The sequence below is a fragment of the Thermocatellispora tengchongensis genome (assembly GCF_014202315.1).
Lineage (GTDB): Bacteria > Actinomycetota > Actinomycetes > Streptosporangiales > Streptosporangiaceae > Thermocatellispora > Thermocatellispora tengchongensis.
This window is the reverse complement of the sequence record NZ_JACHGN010000027.1, coordinates 91,334-112,589: the sequence shown is the minus strand read 5'-3', so window position 1 is coordinate 112,589 and position 21,256 is coordinate 91,334. Positions and strand designations below refer to the sequence as shown.

At 74.0% G+C, this 21,256-nt stretch carries 17 protein-coding genes and 1 pseudogene; 3 read left to right on the top strand and 15 right to left on the bottom strand.

The window, feature by feature from the left end; genetic code table 11:
- Positions 1 to 57 precede the first annotated feature (57 nt).
- Complete coding sequence (locus tag HNP84_RS54305) at positions 58 to 657, top strand: NAD(P)/FAD-dependent oxidoreductase (RefSeq protein WP_185055950.1); 600 nt, start codon at positions 58 to 60, stop codon at positions 655 to 657.
- Here HNP84_RS54305 and HNP84_RS43500 read toward each other — a convergent pair.
- From HNP84_RS43500 to HNP84_RS43470, 7 genes and pseudogenes are all read right to left on the bottom strand, one after another.
- A complete protein-coding gene (locus HNP84_RS43500) occupies positions 620 to 1,579 on the bottom strand; it encodes a DUF6879 family protein (protein WP_185055949.1) in 960 nt (319 codons plus the stop codon). The genes HNP84_RS54305 and HNP84_RS43500 overlap by 38 nt on opposite strands.
- Positions 1,533 to 2,519: an SCO2521 family protein gene (locus HNP84_RS43495; protein WP_185055948.1), complete on the bottom strand. Its 987-nt coding sequence runs from the start codon at positions 2,517 to 2,519 to the stop codon at positions 1,533 to 1,535. Before HNP84_RS43495 ends, HNP84_RS43500 begins: the two co-directional genes overlap by 47 nt.
- A gap of 21 nt (positions 2,520 to 2,540) precedes the next feature.
- Positions 2,541 to 3,485: an SCO2522 family protein gene (locus HNP84_RS43490; protein WP_221337495.1), complete on the bottom strand. Its 945-nt coding sequence runs from the start codon at positions 3,483 to 3,485 to the stop codon at positions 2,541 to 2,543.
- On the bottom strand, positions 3,482 to 4,399 hold the full coding sequence (locus tag HNP84_RS43485) for an SCO2523 family variant P-loop protein (RefSeq protein WP_185056010.1): 918 nt from the start codon (positions 4,397 to 4,399) through the stop codon (positions 3,482 to 3,484). Before HNP84_RS43485 ends, HNP84_RS43490 begins: the two co-directional genes overlap by 4 nt.
- Positions 4,400 to 4,401: 2 nt before the next feature.
- A pseudogene (locus tag HNP84_RS54300) lies at positions 4,402 to 6,230 on the bottom strand (SCO2524 family protein).
- 31 nt (positions 6,231 to 6,261) lie between these two features.
- Positions 6,262 to 7,026 carry an SCO2525 family SAM-dependent methyltransferase gene (locus tag HNP84_RS43475; RefSeq protein WP_185055946.1) on the bottom strand — a complete coding sequence of 255 codons (765 nt, stop codon included), beginning with the start codon at positions 7,024 to 7,026 and terminating at the stop codon, positions 6,262 to 6,264.
- 304 nt (positions 7,027 to 7,330) lie between these two features.
- The gene (locus HNP84_RS43470) at positions 7,331 to 8,407 is read right to left on the bottom strand and encodes an aminoglycoside phosphotransferase/kinase family protein (RefSeq protein WP_185055945.1); all 1,077 of its coding nucleotides are present in this window, start codon (positions 8,405 to 8,407) and stop codon (positions 7,331 to 7,333) included.
- An 81-nt stretch (positions 8,408 to 8,488) separates the two neighbouring features.
- Between HNP84_RS43470 and HNP84_RS56535 the strand changes: the two genes are divergently transcribed.
- Positions 8,489 to 11,026 (top strand): helix-turn-helix transcriptional regulator, encoded by a 2,538-nt coding sequence (locus HNP84_RS56535; RefSeq protein WP_185055944.1) that lies wholly within the window; start codon positions 8,489 to 8,491, stop codon positions 11,024 to 11,026.
- 26 nt (positions 11,027 to 11,052) lie between these two features.
- Here the strand turns inward: HNP84_RS56535 and HNP84_RS43460 are convergent, their stop codons facing one another.
- Positions 11,053 to 12,897, bottom strand: a complete 1,845-nt coding sequence (locus tag HNP84_RS43460; RefSeq protein ID WP_185055943.1) for a bifunctional copper resistance protein CopD/cytochrome c oxidase assembly protein — start codon at positions 12,895 to 12,897, stop codon at positions 11,053 to 11,055.
- Positions 12,898 to 14,008: 1,111 nt separating this feature from the next.
- On the opposite strand from HNP84_RS43460, the gene HNP84_RS43455 reads away from it, so the two are divergent.
- On the top strand, positions 14,009 to 15,190 hold the full coding sequence (locus HNP84_RS43455) for a cytochrome P450 (protein WP_221337491.1): 1,182 nt from the start codon (positions 14,009 to 14,011) through the stop codon (positions 15,188 to 15,190).
- A 10-nt stretch (positions 15,191 to 15,200) separates the two neighbouring features.
- Here HNP84_RS43455 and HNP84_RS43450 read toward each other — a convergent pair whose 3' ends face one another.
- The 7 genes from HNP84_RS43450 to HNP84_RS43420 are packed head-to-tail and all read right to left on the bottom strand — an operon-like array spanning position 15,201 to position 21,249.
- Complete coding sequence (locus HNP84_RS43450) at positions 15,201 to 16,358, bottom strand: acetyl-CoA C-acetyltransferase (protein WP_185055941.1); 1,158 nt, start codon at positions 16,356 to 16,358, stop codon at positions 15,201 to 15,203.
- A gap of 15 nt (positions 16,359 to 16,373) precedes the next feature.
- Entirely contained in the window at positions 16,374 to 17,018 is a 645-nt protein-coding gene (locus HNP84_RS43445) for a TetR-type transcription factor C-terminal domain-containing protein (RefSeq protein ID WP_185055940.1), read from the bottom strand.
- Entirely contained in the window at positions 17,015 to 17,794 is a 780-nt protein-coding gene (locus HNP84_RS43440; RefSeq protein WP_185055939.1) for an SDR family oxidoreductase, read from the bottom strand. The genes HNP84_RS43445 and HNP84_RS43440 overlap by 4 nt, the downstream gene beginning before the upstream one ends.
- Positions 17,791 to 18,858, bottom strand: coding sequence for an NAD(P)H-dependent flavin oxidoreductase (locus HNP84_RS43435; protein ID WP_185055938.1), 1,068 nt, complete (start codon positions 18,856 to 18,858; stop codon positions 17,791 to 17,793). The genes HNP84_RS43440 and HNP84_RS43435 overlap by 4 nt, the downstream gene beginning before the upstream one ends.
- The gene (locus HNP84_RS43430) at positions 18,855 to 19,610 is read right to left on the bottom strand and encodes a CoA-transferase subunit beta (protein ID WP_185055937.1); all 756 of its coding nucleotides are present in this window, start codon (positions 19,608 to 19,610) and stop codon (positions 18,855 to 18,857) included. The genes HNP84_RS43435 and HNP84_RS43430 overlap by 4 nt, the downstream gene beginning before the upstream one ends.
- Positions 19,607 to 20,503, bottom strand: a complete 897-nt coding sequence (locus tag HNP84_RS43425) for a CoA transferase subunit A (protein WP_376772038.1) — start codon at positions 20,501 to 20,503, stop codon at positions 19,607 to 19,609. The genes HNP84_RS43430 and HNP84_RS43425 overlap by 4 nt, the downstream gene beginning before the upstream one ends.
- Positions 20,500 to 21,249 carry an enoyl-CoA hydratase family protein gene (locus tag HNP84_RS43420; RefSeq protein WP_185055936.1) on the bottom strand — a complete coding sequence of 250 codons (750 nt, stop codon included), beginning with the start codon at positions 21,247 to 21,249 and terminating at the stop codon, positions 20,500 to 20,502. The genes HNP84_RS43425 and HNP84_RS43420 overlap by 4 nt, the downstream gene beginning before the upstream one ends.
- Between the last annotated feature and the right edge of the window lie 7 nt (positions 21,250 to 21,256).

Here is a 21,256-nt window from a genome sequence, read left to right as displayed (position 1 = left end):
CACAGGTGCGGCTCGGCGTGGCCGTCACCCGTCTCGGCCCGGCCTGGCGGTGCGCGAGTGGAACTGGACGACGGCACCCGCATCGAGTGCGGACACGCCGTCGTGGCCTGCGGCCACCTCAGTGCCGCGCTCGCGCCGTCCGCCGCGTCCCGGCTGTTCCCGGTCAAGGGCGAGGCGATCGAGGTCATGGCCCCCAATTCGCCGGGGTACCCGCTGCGCCACGCCGCGTACGCCCGCGCCGGCGGACGCGACCTCTACGCCGTGCCCCGCTGGGACGGGCGGCTGGCCGCCGGGGTGACCCACGAGCCCGGCCGCGCCGACACCGTGCCGACGCCACGCAACCTCGCCGGGATCCGGCGCGGGCTGGCCGCGCTCTCCCCGGCCGCCGCGGGCTGGCGGCAGCGGCGGCACTGGGCGGGAGTGCGGCCGGGCAGCGAGGACGGAGTCCCGCTGATCGGCGCCCTCGACCTGTACGGGCGGGTGGTGCTCGCCACCGGGCACGGCGGGTTCGGCATCACGCTGGCCCCGGTCACTGCCGAGCTGACGGCCGCGCTGATCACCGGCGATGAGGCGGCCCCCGGAACGGCGGACCTGCTGGCGCGCTGTGACCCGGCGCGGTTCACTCAAGCTCCTGTGCCTGCTCCCACAGAAGGTTGAACCGCTCGGACAGGGTCTCCACCCGCGCCGGGTCCAGCACGAGCTGAGTGCTGATGATCATGTGCACGTCGCGGGCCAGGTTCGGCCCCGCCGTGGTCTCGTAGCTGACCACGCCGTCGAAGACGATGAAGTCGCTCAGCCAGCGCTGCGGCGTGGTGGGCGCGTCGGCGTCGAGGACCCGCGTCTGTATGCCGAGTTCCGACTGCCAGCGGTAGATGCGCCGGAACAGGTCCTTGTGCTGCCGATCGGATCGGTCCAGCACGAAGATGCGCCTGATCCGCACCCCCTTCTGCACCCGTTCGCGCTGCGTCTCCAGGTAGCGCTGCCCCAGGTCGGTGGTCCAGAAGCCGCCGTCGAGGTCCCAGGCGCCCGCGTCCACCACGGGGATGCTCACCGCGTCGATGGACTTGGCGGCGTGGGCCGACAGCGTGAGCAGCCACTCGCGGTCTTCGCCCTCGTGGATGGCGACGCCCTGGCTCAGCTCGTGCAGGAACTGCGAGACCCGGCCGATCTCGGCTTGGGCGAGATCCCGGGCCAGGCTGGGGATGGCCGGTCCCAGGGTCGCCGCGTTGCGTACGAACCGGTGGATCACATCGGTGGGCAGCGTGGACGACTCCACCAGATCGAACAGCTCCGTCGCCTCGCTGACCCGGTTGAACCCCCGCTCCACCGCCTCCTGCAAGGCGGCGTGATGCCGGTACTGCTCGGCCTGCACGGTCTGCAGGAGGTTGTCGGCGTCCACCATGAACTGGACCACGAACACCACTCCGCCGATGAAGACGGACAGTGTCACGCTCCACACGAGATCGGCCTCTTCCACGACCATGTTGGTCAGTGCGAAGGACGATCCGCCGACGACCAGGGTGACGATGACCTTACGGATCGTCCTGGGAAGCACCTCGGTGCGGTGAGATGTCGCCATCAGGTTCATGCCCGCTCTCTGTCATCACAGCCGCGCTGAGAAGGGACAAGGTGTTGACCGCGATCTGGTCGCGGATTCGCGTCACGGACGAGGCCCACTGCCTGCTGAACCCCGGCCGCCGTTCCAGCTCCTTCCACAGGTGCTGGTAGGAGTCGGGTACGCGGGCGCCGGGCATCCACAGGTGCATCAGATGATCGATCGCCGGGGCGAGCCTGGCTGCGATCTGCGACGGGGCGGCGGTGCCGATGAGCGCGCGCTGGATGATGGCCTGGATGGTCGTCAGCAGCCAGTCGTGCAGGGCCAGGTCCTCGCAGAAGGCGGTCACATCGGTCGCGGGCTCGCCGGTCAGGCGCAGCGTGCGCAGGGACCCCTTGCCCAGGGTCAGCAGCAGGGGCGGCGCGCCCGCCTCGCCCCGCCACAGCACCCAGCGCAGGTGGGTGCGGGTGCTCTTGAACGGCGTCTTGCCGTCGAGGTGCGGCGACTCCTGCACCGCGGCCATCAGCCGGCCGCCGATCGCGGAGAGGTTCAGCGCGTCCATCGGCATTTCGGCGGCCATGAAGCCCTCGGCCATGTCGGCCCAGCGCGGCCGGCCGTGCACCTCGATGTCCCCCGGCCGGGCCAAGTAGTGGGACCAGGGCAGGCGGTGGTCCGCGGCGCCCGCCACGACGGTGGCGTACGCGGACGCCTGCAGCACCCGGCCGCCGACGATCACGGCGTGCTGCGCCACCGTCCCGGTGCCCCGGATACGCGCGCCGGACACGCCGGGCAGGCGGCAGTCCACTCCGGTGAACTGCTCGGGCGAGATCGCGTACGGCAGGGGGCGCATGGAGGTGCGCGGCTCCTCACCGGAGACCAGGCCGAGCACCTCGCGGCACTTCGGCTCGCCGAGCTCCCCGAGGTTGCGCAGGAGCCCGGTCTGCACCTCCCCCATGATCAGCATGTCTCTCCCCGGTGCGCGGCGCTAGGTGAAGACGTAGGAGACGCGGTCGACCAGTTCGTCCTCGAACGGCACGCCTTCCGCCCGGGCGCGCTCCGTGACCTGGCGGAGCACCTCGAGATCGACGGCGACCTGGCCGAGGATGGTGCGCACCGCGAGTTCGACGGGCAGGAACCGGGAGGAGAGCACGGACACGGTCCGGTACGCCGCGAAGGGCGCGGCCCTGGGGTTGAGCTTGAGCAGGGGCGGCAGCGCGTCCCACTCGGCGGGAAAGGTCTCCCCGGGTTCTTCCGGGACGGCGACCGCTTTGCCGTGATACCGGAGCAGGCCGAGCCGCAGCAGTTGCCAGACCGCGGCCAGGAACGGGCACGACCACACCCGCTCGCCCCCCGGCGCGTCCCACAGCTCCACGTCCACGAAGATCGAGTGCCGCCGCTTGGCGTTCTGCACCGGCGGACGCCAGCCCGGCTGGGCCCCCATGGCCTCGACGTGAGCGGTCTCCGGGCCGCGCTGGCCGTTGCACAGCCAGCCGGTCTCGGTGAGCGGCGGCCGAGAGCCGTTGGCGCCGGGGGCGGGATCGACGACGATCCGGTCGAGCACCAGGGTCGCCAGGTCCACCGGCCCGAACCGGGCGCAGCCGGACTCCCTGGCCAGGTAGTCGACGACCAGCCCGCTCTCGGCGGCTGCCTCCGTCACCATGGGCACGACCTCGGCGGGCGAGCCGAACCTGGAGAAGTAGTCGTCGATGAGGAAGCAGGTGCTGATCCGCGCCCGGCCCGGCAGGGTCTCGGACAGGCTCTCGCGCACCGTGCGCGCCCATGGCGCCACCTGCCGGAACCGCTCGCGGAGGTGGTCGCGCCCTTCGGCGTAGTCCTCCATGTACAGGTGGCCGAGCTCGATGGAGACGTGGGACAGCGGGGTGGCCTCGACCCGGCGTTCGGCGGTGTCCTCGGCGAAGGGGGCCGTCACAGCCCCTCCCACGCGCGCGCATCGAAGATCTTGGTCGCGATGTGGTCGAAGGCGCGGATCGTGCTCTCGTTGGCGATCTGGCTGGCGTAGACGTCCTCGTCCACCAGGATCTGCTCGCGCCACTGCAGGACCGGGTCCAGCGGGACCTTGCCCAGCATCGCCGTACGCCCCACGCCGTGGCGGCGGGCCAGTTCATGCAGGTCGCGGTCGCACTCATCGAGCCAGGCGAGCTGGGTGGAGCGCAGCGCCGAGCGCTCGGGCGCGTTGGCCTCCACCACGGCGGTGCGTACGAACCGGATGCGCTCGGCCAGCGCGGTCTTGTCATGCCCGTGGGCGGCGCCGACGTCGAGGAGGCCGCGCCGCTCGAACACCAGCCCGGCGGCGGCGATGATGTGCTGCCTGGTCCAGCGGTGGAAGACCAGCCAGCGGAACGGGACGTCGGACAGCTCGGCGCGGGCGGTCGCGGCGAGCACCATGTCGGCGGCGTAGGACCGGCCGGCGCTCAAGTCGACCATGCACAGATCGAACTCCTCCCTCAGCCGGGAGAACAGCCGGACGCAGCGGTCCACCGCGCGCGGGGAGGCGGGGAACTCGCCGCCGCTGGAGTCGCCGGGCAGCAGGATGAGCTGCCCTGCCCCGGGCGGCCTGCTGCGCAGGGCGCTGCGGTCGGAGTCGGTCCAGATGTCGACGCGGTAGGGGTCCTCGGTCTTCTCCTGCAGATAGGAGTGCATGCCGCCGCGTTCGGTGCCGCGCTCGGCCGATCTGACGCCGAAGATCGCGCCGACGGTCGGGGAGCCGAAGTCGAAGTCGAGGTAGCACACGTCGTCGCCCTGCAGCGCGCGGCGGAAGGCGATGTTGGTGCTCGTGACCGAGCGCCCGGTGCCGCCCTTGTCGCTGATCGCGAATACCAGCATGGTCACGTCGCCTCCGCGGCGGTCTCCCGGGCCAGCGCGAGAAGTTCGAGGTCCTTGAGGCAGTCGCTGATCAGTGCCATGGCGCTGCCCGGCCGGGTGCGGACGATCAGCCTCGCCCGCTGGAGGTTGCCCTCGATGGCGCGCAGCGTGGGCTGAAGCGGCCCCGAGGTGTTGGCCCAGATGAGCTGTTCCTGGTCGTAGAGGTGCTCGGCCTCGCTGAGCATCTCGTTGGCGATCTCGGCGAGCTGCGGGCTGCGGATCGGTCCGGCCTCGGTGGCCTTGGCCGCGGCGACCAGGAACTCCACCACGCGCTCGGTGAAGTACCAGGAGGGCAGCTCGCTGCCCGGCTCGGCCTCGGCGAACACGTTGCCCGGCTGGTCCCACAGGTCACGGGCCCGGCCGTTGCCGCAGCGCCGCCGGTACACGTGGTCCCAGATCTCATCGGCGAGCGACAGCAGCCGCTCGCGCATCTCGGTGCTCTGGGCGATGGACGCCACGCCCATCGTCCGTTTCAGCAGGGTGACCGCGAAGTCGGACAGCAGCCAGTGCATCGGCGGGCCGAGGGCGTCGGTGCCGTCGAGCTGGTAGACCACGCCGGGGGCGTGCATGCGGACCGCGGGGTCGTCCTTGACCGCGCGGCGGGTGATGCGGGCCCGGATCGCCAGCTCGTGCAGCACGCCATAGACGCGGCCGAGCACCGCGTCTCCGGCCCGGGTGCGCATCAGGTTCTCCACCACCATGGCGGTGACCAGCAGCGAGAAGTACTCCGACTCGGCGTCGTCGGTGGTGCGCCAGGGGATGTCCTCCAGCGGCCAGCGCCCGCGGCCGAACATGGCGATCCTGGCCCAGTACGCCTGGGTGAGGTCCCAGCGGCGCTGCAGGGCGTTGGCGAGCTGCTGCTGGTCGTCATCCAGCAGGCCGAGGACGCGGGTGCGCTCGGAGAACAGGTCGGCGATGCTGGTCAGCGCGATGACGGTGAAATACAGGAACGGCAGGTTGGGCGCCGACCCTTCGGGCTGCGGCCCGACGTCGAGGTCGGTCTCCACCTCGGGCGCGCCCGCGACGATGCCCCAGCTCCAGCCGCATTCGAACAGCAGGTTGGGTTGTCCAGATCGACCTGGGCGGAGCCGATGGTCAGGTCGCGCAGGCCGGCGCGTACGCCGGTGAGCTGGCGCTGCAACTCCTCGATGACCCGCCGGTCGGGGGAGCCGGTCTGGTTGACCGAGCGGATCAGCGCCCGGCCCGCCGCGGACCCCGGCTCGAAGGCGTTGATGGTGAAGCTCCGCAGCAGGTTGACCATGGCGGCGGAGAGCCGCTTGGCGGCGCGCTGCTCGACGTCCAGGATCTCGCGCAGCAGCTCCTCGCGGCGCACACTGCGCCGGAACACCTTCAAAAAGCCCAGGACGCTGAGCATCAGCGTGACCGACATGGAGAAGGAGTCGACCACGTCCAGCGCCTGCTGTTCTTTGGTGGGCTCCTGCCCCGGTTCGCTGGACTTGAAGTAGGAGCCGCCCGCGAAGACCGGCCGCCCGAGGTCGTCGGTATAGGTGTCGAGATATTCGCTGATCACGCGGATGAGTCTCTTCGGCACCTCGACGCTGTCGCCGAGCGTGGAAAGCGCGTCGAGCACGTCCTCCGCGGTCTCGTCCGGGACGTCTATCTTGAATGCGGTCAGCTCGGACGCCGGGAACATCAGGCATAAAAGCTGCTCGGTGTCCGATATGGAGTTGGAGCCGTCGCGGCCGCCCCAGGCCCAGCGGTCACCGTCGAGAGACGCGCGGGCGACGGCCTTCCATATGTCCAGAAGCTGCTGGCGGGGCTGCAGTTTCATCGGATCCGGCCCTCTCCACACCGACGTCAGTTCATTTTCGAAGCCGACCGTACGCCAGGATCATCCCGCTGTACCCGTCGCGTAGCAACCCATCGCTGTCGATATGGTGCACATGTAGGGTGTCGGTGTAGGGTTCCAGCTTGCTCTCCACGATCCCCGCGTCCACTTTGACGGCGGGAAAGAAATGCTCGCCCACCTTGTATCCCGTCGAGTTCTCCATGAAGGCGATGGCGAAGGGCGCGGTGGGGCGCAGCGCGTTCATGAACGCGCGGAGCGCGCGGACGAACTCGGCCTGGGTGCCGGTGATCGACTCGGCGACGAAGAACATCGTGCCCACATGCCACTTTCTGGTCGGCGGCAGCCTGAACAGGCTGCCCTTCCAGACCTGGGCGCGACGGGCGAGCGCGGCGCGCGGGTCGCCGACCTCCTGGTACTTGCGATGCTCGGCCAGCACCTCCCAGAAGGGCTCCCAGGACGGGGAGTACCGCTTCACCTCTCTCTCCAGCCATTCGACGTTGGACCGCGAGTACTCCACCATCGTGATGGTCCGGCACAGGGGCAGCAGCGCGAGGGCGGGATAGAGATTCGGCCCGGTTCCTACATCGACACCCTCGGCACCATAAATATCGGTTATGCCGGAAAAGAACTTGCCGACCCGCTCGATGATCTCACGGTCGTCGGGCCGGAGGATACCGTAGTTGTGCTGGAAGTACAGGTATGGGTCGAACTCATCCCAGGGATACTCGCTGTTGGCGGTATCTTTGAGGTGGACGTTGCCGCTGTGATGCACTTTCATCGCTTACGCCGCTGCCTTGTGTCTCCGTCGTCGATAGGGTGCGCACATAATCACCGCCCGGAACGACGCTTTCACACACGCGTTCGACTTCGGAGACAAGGTGCTTAAACTATATATCACCAGGACTCCGCCCGTTGTCGGAGGTCAGCCAAGGGAAGCCTTCGCGCCGTCACACCGCGACGAACCTTACGCACCCTCTAACATAAACGAATTTCGCAAGATCGACCATTCCCCTACAAGCGCCCTTTTCTTCCCCAACAGGCGCATTCGCCCCCGAAGCCCCCAGACGTCCACCCGCGGTGGGTCACAGCCGCAGGCTGCGGCCGATGTCGGCGATGAAGCGGGCCAGGCCCGCGCGTCTGCGGAACAGGTCCTCCAGTTCCGGGGTGGGCTTCTCGCCGAGGCGGTCGAGGGGGAGGGCGGTCCAGGCGCAGCGGAGCACCAGGGTGGCGGCGTACCCGAGGGAGACGTGGGCCGGGTCGGCGCCGGCGGCCTCGGTGTACGCCGACTCGATGGCCTCGTGCACGGCCGGCAGGTCGGCCGGTTCGGTCTGGCCGGCCTGGGGCAGGCCGGCCAGGAGCTGGGCCAGGTCGCTGCCGATCACGCTGGAGCCGGTCCAGTTCCAGTCGATGGCGACGAACTCGGCCGAGCCGTCGCGCGGCACCAGGAGGTTCTGCGGGCTCGCGTCGCCGTGGGGCAGGGTGTGCGGCAGGCCGGCGACGGCGTCGAGAAGCTCGGGGATGCGGTCGGCGAGCGCCAGCAGGTCCGTACGCAGCAGCGGGTCGGCGTGGGCGGCGACCAGCGGGTGCCGCCAGGTGTCCGGGTCGCGCAGGGCGGGGATCATGATGTGCGCCGCCGGGCCGGAGCAGAACAGGCGCAGCCCGCGATCCGGAGGGTCCTGGTGCGGCGCGGGGCGCATGGCGGCCAGCGCGCCGAGGAGGCGGGCCGCGGCGCGGTAGCGGGCCAGGTCCCAGGACGCGGCCGGGTCCACCTCGACGTCCTCCAGCCACATCACCAGCCGCTCGTCGCCCAGGTCGTCCAGCCGGTACAGCCGGGGCAGGCGCAGCCCGCCCGGCAGCGGCGGATCGGACAGGTACACGTCGGCGTCGCCGCGCCAGGGGAAGTCGGCCAGCAGCATCTCGCGGAAGGACGCGGGCAGCGTGCCGATCATGGGGAAGTGCTTGGCCGAGCGGATCGCCTTGACCACGAACGACCAGGGCCTGCCCTCGGTCGTGGTGCCGGAGACGCGGTGCAGCCCGGCGGTGGAGAGCGCGAGGGGGTGGCCGATCGGCTCCTCGCGCCGCTCGGCGATCTCGGCGCGGGGGTCGCCGAGCATCTGACGCACCAGCGCCGTGACGTCCGTGCCTGCTGTGGTGAGCATGCGTCCAGATTGCCGGTACGCACGCCCGCCCGCATGAGCATGGCCTACTCAAAGCGCGGCGTTGCGCACTAGCCTTGCGGGGTGGCGAACGCGTGGCCCTTCTCCGGTCGCGAGTCCCAGGTCTCCGCGATCAGGGCGGCGGCCGAGGGCATGGTGGTGGCGGGCGAGCCGGGGGTGGGCAAGAGCCGCCTGGTGAGCGAGGCGGTGCGCGGGCTCGACGGCGTGGCGTGGGTGCGCGCGACCGCCGCGGCGGCCGAGATCCCGCTCGGCGCGTTCGCGCCGCTGCTGCCCGCGGCGCCGCCGGCCGGCAACCCGCTGGGCTGGGCGGCCGGCGCCCTGCGGGCCCGGGTGCTGGTCGTGGACGACGCCCACCTGCTCGACTCCGCCTCGGCCGCGCTGGTCCACCACGTCACCGCGCACCGCCGGGCCAGGGTGATCGCCACCGTGCGCGCCCGCGAGCCCGCGCCCGACGCCGTGCTCGCCTTGTGGAAGGACGACCTGCTCCCCCGGCTGGAGCTGGGCGCGTTCACCGAGCAGGAGACCGAAGGGCTGCTCACCGACGCGCTCGGCGGCCGGGTCGAGCCGGCCGCGGTCGCGCGGATGTGGCGCGCCAGCCTGGGCAACGCGCTCTACCTGCGCGAACTGGTGCTCGCCGGCGCGCTGCGCGACTCCGGCGACGGGGTGTGGCGCTGGTCCGGGCGCCTGGCCATCACGCCGTCGCTGCGCGAGACCATCGCCGCCCGCATCGGCGCGCTCACCCGCGAGGAGCGCGACGTCCTGGAGTATCTCGCCTTCGGCGAGCCGCTGGGCGCCGAACTGCTGGCCGGTCTCGCCTCCCCCGCGGCCGTGGAGCACCTGGAGGATCGCCAGCTCGTCACCGTCGAGACCGACGGCGACCGCCTCCAGGTCCGCCTGGCCCACCCGCTCTACGGCGAGGTCATTAGGGACGGCTGCGGCACGCTGCGCGCCCGCGCGATGATGCGCGCCCTGGCCGCCGCCGTCGCCGGGCACGGGCTGCGGCGGCGCGACGACGTGCTGCGGGTGGCGGTCTGGCGGCTCGACTCCGGCGCACCCGGCGACCCCGGCCTGCTGCTCGCCGCGTCCGCGCAGGCCCGCGCCGCCCGCGACCTGGACCTGGCCATCCGGCTCGGGCGCGCGGCCGTCGAGGCGGGCGGCGGCGTGAGCGCGCTGATCGCGGTGGCGAGCGCGCTGTCGTACGCCCAGCGCCACGCCGAGGCGGAGCAGGCGTTCGCCGCCGCCTGGGCCCAGCGCGGCCTGGACGACCTGACCCGCATCGAATCCGGCGCCGGGCTCGCGTTCACCCTCGGCCGTGAGCAGGGGCGGATCCGCGAGTCGATCGAGGTGCTCGACGCCACCCGGGCCGAGGTCGCCGACCCCCACCTGCGGCAGCTCATGCTGTGCATCCGGGCCACGCTGCAGTGCCTCGGCGGCGACGTCACCGGCGCCAGGGCGAGCCTGCGGGGTGTGCCCGGCGCGGGCCCGCTCGACCCACGCGGCGCACGGGCGTTGACGACGACCGAGACCAACGTGCTGTTCGCCGAGGGCCGCGCCACCGCGTGCCTGGAGTCGGTGGAGCGGGCCAGGCGGCTGCTGGACCGCGAGCCCGACGCGCAGCCCAGCATGCTGGGGGCGCTGCTCGACTCGGGCGCGCAGGCGCACCTGCTGCTCGGCGACCTCCCCGCGGCCGAGCGCCTGGCCGGGGAGGGCCTCGCCCTGGCCGGCGACTACGGCACCTGGGCCTTCCCGAAGCTGCGCTTCGGGGCGCTGAAGGCCCAGGTCCTCAGGCTGCGCGGACGCGTGGCCGACGCGCGGGCAACGGCCGCCGACGCCGTGGTGCGACCGCCCGAGGGCAGCGCCGTGGCCATGTCGTGCCTGGGCGAGCTGGCCCACGCGCAGGCCCTGCTCGGCGCCCCCGGCGCGGCCGAGGCGACCCTGGCCAGGGCGCGGGCCCTCGGGGCCGAACGGGTGGAGAGCCCGCACATGCTCCTGCCGCTGCGGGTGGCGCACGTCTGGGCCGCCGCCTCCCGCGGCGACCTCGGCGGGGCGGTGGAGCGGGCACTGCGCCTGGCCGAGACCGCCCTCCCCTGCCATCTGCCGCACGTCCTGCACGACCTGGTCCGGCTCGGCCGTCCCGACCTCGCCGCCGACCGCCTGGCCGGGCTCGCCGCCGAGGGCGCCCTCATCCCCCTGTACGCCCGCCACGCCCGGGCAGGCGACGGCAAGGCCCTGGACGCGGTGTCGGCCGGCTTCGAGGAGCTGGGCATGACGCTGTACGCCGCCGAGGCGTCGGCGCGCGCCGCCGCGGCGTACCGGGAGGCGGGCCTGACCCGCAGCGCCCGCGCCGCCGAGACCCGCGCCTGGTCGCTGTCGCGCCGCTGCCAGGGCGCCCGCACCCCGGCGCTGCTCGGCCTGGAGGTCCCCGGCCTGACCCCGCGCCAGCGCGAGGTGGCGCTCCTGGCCGCGCAGGGGCTCACCAACCGCGAGATCGCCGCCCGCCTGGTCGTGTCCATCCGCACCGTCGCCAACACCCTGTACGCCGTCTACGAGAAGACCGGCGTCAACGACCGCGCCGCGCTGGCCGCGCTCCTGAACGACTGAGCACCCCCAGATCACCCGACGGCGGATCAGGCGCCGGGACGGGCCCGGCGCGCGGAGGCGAGGCGCCGCTGCAGGGTGAGCAGCACGGCCAGGGCGGCGAGGGGGACGGCGGCGAGGGTGGCCAGCAGCGCGCCCGCCAGGCGCTGGTCCTCCAGGGGCGGCGGCGCGCCGGGCGGCGTGACCAGCGGCAGCCAGGTGCCGGCGAGCTGCGGCCCGGCCATGAGCAGCGCGGCCACGGCCAGGTGGGCGGCGGCGACCCCGGCGAGCAGCCACATCCGGGCCGCCCACGGCACCGGCCGCGGCAGCGGGTCGGCGCCGGTCAGCACCCAGAACGCGGCCAGCCCGGCCAGCAGGAACGCCCCCTGGGTCGCCAGGTGCACGGCGTGGTAGGCCAGGGACCGCTCGAACCAGCCGGTGCCGTACAACAGCGCGAACCCCACCCCGTACGCCGCCGGCAGCCCGCCCGGGTGGGTCAGGCGGCGGGCGAGCGCGCCGTCCAGGAAGGCCCGGCCGGCCTCGCCGTACTGGGAGGCGGGCGACAGCGCCCGGACGGCGAGGGTCACCGGCGCGCCCGCCGCGAGCAGCAGCGGCGCCACCACGGTGAGCGTGACGAACTGCAGGACGTGCGCGGTCATCATCACCCGCGAGTACGCCGCGACGCCGCCCATCAGCACCAGCGCGAGCAGGAGCACCCCCGCGTACCAGGCGGCCACCCGCCCGGCCGGCCACCGGCCGCCGGCGCGGGCGACCCGGCGCAGCCCGGCGAGGTAGCCGAGCGCCAGTCCCGCGAGCAGGAGCAGGATCAGCGGGTCCACCCGGACCCCGGTCACCAGGCCGCCCGCCGTGAACGGCGCGACCGTGTAGTCGAGCAGCGCGTGCGCGTGACCGCCGTCGGTGGGCGGCGGGGTGCGCGACAGCCCCACGGCCAGCCCGATGGCCGCCGCCATCAGCACGATCTCGCCCGCGGCGAGCCGGGCGAACGTACGCCGCCGCCCGCGGTCGCCGGCGAACCGCACGGTCCTGCGCCGGTGGGCGTGCCCGAACGCGCCCAGCGCGACCAGCACCGCCGTCTTGACCAGCACGAACCGGCCGTACCCGGTGTCCCAGAGGTTGTCCGCCGGCCCCATCCGCACCCACGCGCTCGCCACGCCGGAGACGGCCACGGCGGCGAAGCACCCGAGCGCGAGCGTGCTGAAGCGCGGCAGCACGACCCCGAGCAGCTCCGAGTCGCGCAGGCAGGCCAGCACCGCGGCCAGCCCGCCCACCCAGATCGCCACCGCGACCAGGTGGGTCATCAGCGCCGATGCGGCGATGTCGTGATTGTCGGCCGAGGCCGCGTGCCCCACGAACGCCACCGGCAGGATCGCGCCCAGCGCGACCGCGAGCAGCGCCAGCCCCCGCCCCCGCGTCACCGGCACCCGCGCCCCGGCCGCCACGACCGCGGCGAGCGCCAGCGTCACCAGCAGGACCTTCCCCTCGGAGAACATCACCCCGAGCCCCAGGAACTCGGCGCTGCCCAGCACCTGCGCCGGCGGCAACGCCATGAAACTGGAGATCGTCAGCACGTACCCGGCCGCCGAGCACAGCGCCCACCCCAGCGCCCACCCCCCGGCCACCCGCACACACCGCACCGCGTCCACCGCCGCCCGCCCCGCCCCCGGCACCGGGCACAGCACCACCCCCACGACCAGCGCCCCCAGCGTCCCCGCCGCGCACAGATCCGCCCCCACCCGCAGGAGCGGCAACCCCCACCCGGTAACGGGCCCCGCATCCGGCAACCCCTCGATCCCCGGCTCCGGCGCACCCCCGCCCACCCGCAACACGACGTACACCACCACCGCCGCCGCCCCCACCGCCACAACCCCCAGCACCCACCCCGCGATCCCCGGCGCCCCCAGCCCCCGCCCCTCGGCCCCAGCCCGAGCGCCCTCGGACACGTCCGCAGAAGCGGGCGGGAACGCGGGTCCGGGGGCGGAAGCCACCGGCACGGCAGGGCGCGGTAATGGCGTCGGAGCCGCAGGCGTGGCAGAGGGCTCTAAGAGGTCGGGCGCGGGTGCCGCGGATGCGGAGAGCCCGTCCCCAGGGGGGAAGGCGCTGACCGGCGACGGAGAGCCGGGCCCCACGGAGGCGAGGGCAGAGTCCGCGGCCACCGGAGCCGGGCCCCCGATCGCAGAGGCGGGGTCCGCAGACGCAGCACGAGAGTTCGGGGATGCGACCCCGTCACCCATGACCCCGGCACCGCGATCCACGCCCTCGCGAACGGAGCGACCGGACAAGGCACCACCCTCCCCATCAGCACGGCCGGCATCACAGGATAGGGCCCCCTCCTCCCTATCCGCGCCGCCCGGGTCGCCGGACGCGGCCTCACGTGGCGTCGCGGAGCCAAGGCCGGAATCGGCCGGGGCCGAGCCGGTGGCGGCCGGCGCGGAGCCCGAAGCGACCGGCGCCGGTCCGGCGGCGGCAGAGGCCGCAGGGCCGGGGTTGGGGTCCGCAGGGGCGGCGGGTCCGGGGGTGGAAGCCATCGGCACGGCAGGGCGCGGTGATGGGTCAGGCGTCGGAGCCGCAGGCTCGGCGGCGCGCGGAGTCGCGTCGGGCACCGCGGCTCCGGACCGGCCAGGAGCTGGGGGTGAGGGAATGGGGGGTTCGGGGGTGGGCGTGGTGGTGTTGTGCTTGTGGTCCGGTGACACCATCAGCCTCCCGCCCGGGGGATCGGCGCGTATGCCGTTGCGGTCGTTCCGGGCGCATCGTCTCAGAAGGGGGCGCCCCGGGCCAGCGGCGCCGGGGCACCGCCCCCTCCTTCATCGCGCGCCGATGAAAGGAGGTGAAAACGGCACGCCTGGGCGGGCGTCCCTCCGCCTACAGGTACGCGTCTCTACGACCGTGGGTTCATCTCCGGCTCATCCTGTGGGCGGAGGTGGGCCGGAAGGCGCCCGTGGAATGATTGCGCGACGAAATTCCCGGCTGGAGAAGGGGGCGCGCCGGATGCCGGAGGAAGAGTTTCCGCTGGTCCAGTTCACCCGTGAGCGGATGGACCCCGTGGCCGAGCTGGCGGCGATCCGGGAGGAGCACCCCGTCTACCCGTTGAAGGTGCCGGGGGGTTCGACGGTGTGGCTGGTCACGCGGTACGAGGACGTGCGGGCGGTGCTGGGCGACGCCGAGCGGTTCAGCAACGACTTCGGCAATGTGATCGCGGCGGGGGGATCGAACCAGGAGGACCCGGGCGGGCTGGGTTTCCGCGACCCGCCGGAGCACACGCGGCTGCGCAAGCTGCTGACGCCGGAGTTCACGATGCGGCGGCTGCGCAGGCTGGAGCCGCGCATCACCGCGATCGTGGAGGAGCACCTGGACGCGCTGGAGGCCGCCGGTCCCCCGGCCGACCTGCTGAAGTCCTTCGCGCTGCCGATCCCGTCGCTGGTGGTGTGCGAGCTGCTGGGCGTCCCGTACGACGAGCGGGCGGAGTTCCTGCGCCTGAGCACCGACCGCTTCGACTTCTCGGCCGGGCCGGAGGCGTCGTTGCAGGCGGTCAACGACTCGATGGCGTACCTGACCGAGCTGGTGGCCCGGGAGCGGCGCGATCCGGGCGACGGGCTGCTCGGCAGGCTGATCCGCGACCACGGCGGGGAGGTCGGCGACCGGGAGCTGGCCAGTCTGGCCGACGGGCTGCTGACCGGGGGCCACGACACCAGCACCAGCATGCTGTCGCTGGGCACGCTGTGGCTGCTGGAGAACCCGCGGGAGCTGGCCGCGGTGCGCGACGGCGAGGACGGGCACGTCTCCCGGGTGATCGAGGAGCTGCTGCGCTACCTGACCGTGGTGCAGGTCGCGTTCCCGCGTTTCGCCCGCGAGGACCTGGTGCTGGCCGGGCAGCCGATCGCGAAGGGCGAGATGGTGCTGTGCTCGCTGGCCGCGGCCAACCGCGACCCCGCGCTCGGCCCCGACGCCGACCGGGTGGACCCCACCCGCGAAAGGCCCACGCACCTGGCCTTCGGCCACGGCATCCACCACTGCGTGGGCGCGCCGCTGGCCCGCATGGAGATGCGGATCGCCTTCCCGGCCCTGCTGCGCCGCTTCCCCGGCCTGAGGCTGTCGGTGCCGCCGGAGGAGGTGCCGTTCCGCGAGATCGCGATCGTGTACGGGGTGGAGGCGCTGCCCGTCGCCTGGTGACCTCCGCTCGCTAGAGGAGTTCCAGGATCGTCACGTTGGCCTGGCCGCCGCCCTCGCACATGGTCTGCAGGCCGTAGCGGCTCCCGGCGCGCTCCATCTCGTGCAGCAGGGTGGTCATCAGGCGGGCGCCGGTCGCGCCGAGGGGGTGGCCCAGGGCGATGGCGCCGCCGTTGGGGTTGACCCGGGCCGGGTCGGCGCCGGTCTCCTCGATCCAGGCGAGCACGACCGGGGCGAACGCCTCGTTGACCTCCACGACGCCGATCTCGCCGATGGACATGCCGGCCTTGCGCAGCGCGTGCGCGGTGGCGGGGATCGGCGCGGACAGCATCCGGATGGGGTCCTCGCCGCGGGCCGACAGGTGGTGGATCCGAGCCCGGGGCCGCAGGCCGTGGGCGCGTACGGCCCGCTCGGAGGCGACGAGCAGCGCGGCGGCGCCGTCGGAGATCTGCGAGGCGACGGCGGCGGTGAGGCGCCCGCCCTCCTCCAGCGGGGGCAGCGCGGCCATCTTCTCCAGGCTGGTGCCGCGGCGCGGCCCCTCGTCGGCGCGCACGCCCGCAACGGGCTCGATCTCGCGGTCCAAGCGCCCCTCGTCCTGGGCCGCGATGGCGCGCAGGTGCGACTCGTACGCGTACGCCTCCATCGCCGCGCGGCCGATCCCCCACTTCTCCGCGATCATCTCCGCGCCGCGGAACTGGGAGACCTCCTGGTCCCCGTAGCGGGCCCGCCAGCCCGCCGAGCCGGCGAACGGCCCGCCTACCAGGCCCAGCGGCTCGGCCGCGCCGTAGGAGGCGTACGCGATCGGTACCTGGGACATGTTCTGCACCCCGCCCGCCACGACCAGGTCGGCGGTGCCGGACATGACGGCCTGTGCGGCGAAGTGCACGGCCTGCTGGGAGGAGCCGCACTGCCGGTCCACGGTCACGCCGGGCACCTCCTCGGGCAGCCCGGCGGCCAGCCAGCAGGTGCGGGCGATGTCGCCGGCCTGCGGGCCGACCGTGTCCACGCAGCCGAGGATCACGTCGTCCACGGCGGCCGGGTCGATCCCCGAGCGCGCGACCAGCGCGCTCAGCGCGTGCGCGCCCAGGTCGGCGGGGTGCACGCCGGCGAGCCCGCCGCCGCGCCTGCCCACCGGGGTGCGCACCGCCTCCACGATGTACGCCTCCGCCATCGCGCCCGCCTCCTCCTATCCGCTCCGGCCGGTTTCCCCCCTGTCCGCGAGGATGCCCTCCAGCACCATCGCGACGTACTGCCGCGCGATCTCGGCCGCGCCGAGCCGCCCGCCCGCGCGGTACCAGCCCGCGGCCACCCACACGGTGTCGCGGATGAACCGGTAGGCCAGCGCGGTGTCCAGGCCGGCGCGGAACACGCCCTCCAGCACCCCCCGGTCGAGCACCGACAGCCACATCTCGCGGAAGCGCCGCCGCGACTCGGTGAGGTAGGCGAAGCGCGGGCCGGTGGCCTCCAGGTACCGGGCCTCGTTCTGGTAGATGACCACGGCGGGGCGGTGCCGGTCGATCATCCGGAACGACTCGGCGACCAGCTCCTCCACCGTGCGCCGCGGGCCGTGGCCGGCGGCGAGCACCCGCTCGTACGCGTCCCACATGTCGGTGAGGAAGGCGGACAGGATCTCGTCCACCATCGACTCCTTGGAGTCGAAGTGGTAGTAGAGGCTGCCGCCGAGCATCCCGGCGGCGTCGGCGACCTCCCTGACGGTGGTGGAGGCGTAGCCGCGGGTGGCGAACACCTCCGCGGCCGTGGCCAGCAGCTCGGCCCGCCGCTCGGCGCGGGCGGCGGCGGTGACCTCGGAGTCGCGGCGGCGGGGGCTCACGGGTGCCTGCTGGAGACGGAGACGACCTCGCCGGTCATGTAGGAGGAGTAGTCGCTGGCGAGGAAGACGACGACGTTGGCGACCTCCCAGGGCTCGGCGTGCCGCCCGAACGCCTCTCTCGCGGTCAGCTCCTCCAGCAGTCCGGGGGTGGTCACCTTGGCGAGGTGGGGGTGCATGGCCAGGGAGGGCGCTACGGCGTTCACCCGCACACCGTATCCGGCGGCCTCGACGGCGGCGCACCTGGTCAGGGCCATGACCCCGGCCTTGGCGGCGGCGTAGTGGGCCTGGCCGGCCTGGGCCCGCCAGCCCACGACGGAGGCGTTGTTGACGATCGCGCCGCGCCCGCGCGGGCGCATGCGGGCCAGCGCGGCCCGGGTGCAGCGCATGGTGCCGGTGAGGGTCACGTCCAGCACCCGGTGCCACTGCTCGTCGGTCATCTCCTCCAGGGTGGCGGTGCCGCCGAGGCCGGCGTTGTTCACGGCCACGTCCACCGGGCCGAACTCCCGCTCGGCGGTGTCGAACAGGCACCGTACGTGCTCCTCGATCGTGACGTCGCACACCACCCCGGCCACGTTCGCGGCGCCGAACTCGCGCCGCAGCGCGTCCAGGTGCTCGCCCAGCCGCCGCTCGTGCGCGTCGCTGATCACGACCCGGGCGCCCTCCTCCAGCATCCTGCGGGCGCACGCGCCGCCGATCCCGGTGCCGGCGGCGGCGGTGACCACCGCGACCCGGCCGCGCAGCAGCCCGTGCCCCGGCACGTACGCCGGCGCGCTCACGGCCGGACCAGCCTGTCGGGCAGGGCGCGCAGCACGCCGGCCGCGCCGGTCACGATCGCGTCGATCAGCTCCTCGCAGGTGGGCAGGGAGTCGATGACCGCGACCGCCTGGCCGGAGGCCATGACGCCGAGGTCGGGGCGGCCGTCCACCATGGCGGCCTTGAGCAGCATCGGCGTGTTGGCCGCCATGAGCACCTGGGACCAGGTGAGGTCGCGCCCGCGGCGCATGGCCAGCCCGTCGCGGGCCATGCGGGCCCAGGACATGCCGGAGACGCGGCGGAACCTGGCCGCGTTGCGCAGCGCCCTGGCCAGCCCAAAGATCCGGCCCGAGCGCTCCAGGCCGTCCACCAGCGGGGTGCGCAGCACCCGGTGCGGGATGCCGTCCACCTGGCGGGTGACCACGGTCTCGGCCGCGCCGAGGTAGACCCGTTTGACCGCGTCGGGCACGGGGCTGTCGGCGGTGAGCAGGAAGCGGGTGCCCATCGCGACCCCGGACGCGCCGTAGGCCAGGGCGGCGGCCAGGCCGCGCCCGTCGAAGAAGCCGCCCGCGGCGATCACCGGAATCCCGACGGCGTCGAGGACCTGCGGCAGCAGCAGCGTGGTGGCGACGGGACCGGTGTGCCCGCCGCCCTCGCCACCCTGGACGAGGACCGCGTCGGCGCCCCAGGCGGCGACCTTCTCGGCGTGGCGGCGGGCGCCGACGGAGGGGATCACCACGACCCCGGCGTCCTTGAGCGTGGCGATCAGCTCCCGGCTCGGGGCCAGGGCGAACGAGGCGACCCGGACGCCGTGCTCGATGAGCAGCCGGGCGCGCTCGGCGGCGTCGGCGGCGTCGGCGCGCAGGTTCACCCCGAACGGGGCGTCGGTGCGGGAGCGGACCTCCTCGATCGCGGCGCGCAGCCCGTCGAGGGTCATGGTGGCGGAGGCCAGGATGCCCAGGCCGCCGGCGCGGGCGACCGCCGTGACCAGGCGCGGCCCGGCCACCCAGCCCATGCCGGTCTGCACGACCGGGTGCCGCACCCCGGTCAGCCGGGTGAGCGGCGTGTCCAGCACCGGCCCGATCATCCCGGCACCTCCGCCTCGCGGGCGCCGCCCGGGTCGAGCACGTCGCGGATCAGGCGCAGCTCCTCCTCGCCGGGCTCCGGTGTCTCCGGTACGCCGCCGGGGCCGATCGCGAGCGGGAAGCCGGTCGCGGCCACGACCTCGTCCACGGTGACGCCGGGGTGCACCGAGAGCAGCCGCATCGTCCCGCCGGGGCCGCCGAGGTCGAGCACGGCCAGGTCGGTCACCACCCGGCGCAGGTCGTGGAAGCGGGCGGCCCGGGGGCCGAGCGCCGCCGCCCGGTCGGTGCCGACGCCGCTGGCCATGTCCACCTCGGGCACGAAGACCCGGGTGGAGTGGCGGGGGATCCAGTAGCTGGTGGGGCAGCAGATCGTGTTGCCGGGGGCGCCGCGGGAGCCGAGGAGCTGGGATCTCGGCCGGGCCCAGGGGCCGATGGCGGAGATGTTGGTGTTGCCGTGCCGGTCGATCTGCGAGGCGCCCATCATCACGTGCCGCCGCCCGTTCAGCACCAGCCACAGGTGGTCGCGGAACGGCAGCCAGCCCTCCACCGGGCCGGGCGGCGCGCCGTACGGGATCGGCGCGGCGGTGAGCAGCGCGCCGCCGTCGGTGGTGAGCAGGTCCGGCGCGAAGGTCATCCTGGCCAGGCGGGCGCCGAGCACGGAGCACACGCCCATGGCGGCGGCCAGCACCTCGCCGTCGCCGCGCCACGCCTCCGCGCACGCGGCCACGCAGACCTCCGCCCGGGTGGCCGTCATACGCCCTCCTTGACCGGGCGCGCCCGCTCCTCGTGCCAGCGGCGCACCTCCTCCTGGTACACCGCCTCGTCGCCGCCCAGGAACCGGGCCGCGAACGCCGCCCACTCCTCCCCGCCCGCCGCGGCGGCCCGCGCGTAGTGCCGCTGGAACGCCTCGTCCCGGCCGCGGTCGGGGGAGCAGTCGGTGAAGTGGCCGCCGCCGGGGGCCTCCACGACCCCGGCGATGTGCATCCGGCTGATCAGCAGGGTCTGCGGGGGCCCGGCCGGCTCGCCGGGCGGGACCAGGCGCTCGCAGCTCAGGTAGCAGCGGGCGGCGGCCTTGGCGTACAGGTCGTCGAGGTAGGGGTCGGGCCCGAGGTACCGGCCGTTGCCGCGGGGGTCGGCCCGGTCCACGTGCACCAGGGCCACGTCCAGGCTCAGCGCGGGGACCGCGACCAGTTCCTCCCCCTCGCCGTACGGCGAGCGCACCGTGCGCAGCTCCGGGTTGACCCGCAGCACGTCGGAGCCGAGCCCGGCCCGGGTGGGCAGGAACGGCAGCCGGTGCGCGGCGGCGAGCAGGCCGAACAGGAACATGCCCTCGTCGTACTCGGTGAACGCCACCGCGCCCGACTGCCTGGCGGCGCGGAAGTGGGGTTCGAGCGGGACCGAGTCCAGCGTGACGAACGGGGCCACGACCCGGCGCACCAGCCCGGCCGCGCACAGCAGCCCCACGTCGGGGCCGCCGCAGGACACCACGGTCAGGTCGCGCACCCCGGCGCGCAGCACCGCCCGCACCAGCGCCATCGGCTTGCGCCTGGACCCCCAGCCGCCGATGCCGACGGTCATGCCGTCGCGCAGCGTCGCGGCCACGTCCTCGGCGGTCATCACCTTCCCCGTGGAGGTCGTGCCGCTCATGCCGCTCCCCCGCCGCCGAGGAAGGCGTCGCGGTGCCGGTCGCCGGCGCCGGTCAGGGTCAGCTCGTAGGTGAAGCCCTGCTCGTAGCGGTAGCTGCGGCGCACGTCCACCGGGTCGATGCCGTTCAGCGACTCCTTGGCCCGCCGCAGCACGTACGGGTCGCGGGCGGCGATCTCGGCCGCGACGCGCAGGGCGGCCTCGCGCAGCCCGGCGCGCGGCACGACCTCCAGCACCGACCCGTACGCCGCCAGCTCGGCGGCCGTGGCGTTCCGGCACGTGTAGACCATGGCCCGGACGAGGTGCGGCGGCGCGAGCCGGGCCAGGTGGGTGGCGGCCCCGAGCGCGCCCCGGTCCACCTCGGGCAGCCCGAAGTACGCGTCGTCGGCGGCCACGACGATGTCGGCGTTGCCCGCGAGCCCGACCCCGCCGCCCAGGCAGTGACCGTGCACGGCCGCGATCACCGGCACCTCGCACTCGTACACGGCGGCGAAGGCGGCGAAGCAGGCCCGGTTCACCGCGACCAGCGCGGCGTGCCCCGGCGCGGCTTGGATCTCCTTGATGTCCACGCCCGCGTTGAAGCCCCGGCCCTCGGCGCGCAGCACCACGACCCGGGTCGCCGGGTCGCGGCCCGCCTCGGTGACCGCGCGGGCCAGGGCGTGCCACGCCTCGGCCCCCAGCGCGTTCACCGGCGGGACGTGGACGACGACCTCGGCGACGCCGCCGGAGGTCACGGTGGAGATCCCCATGGGCGAG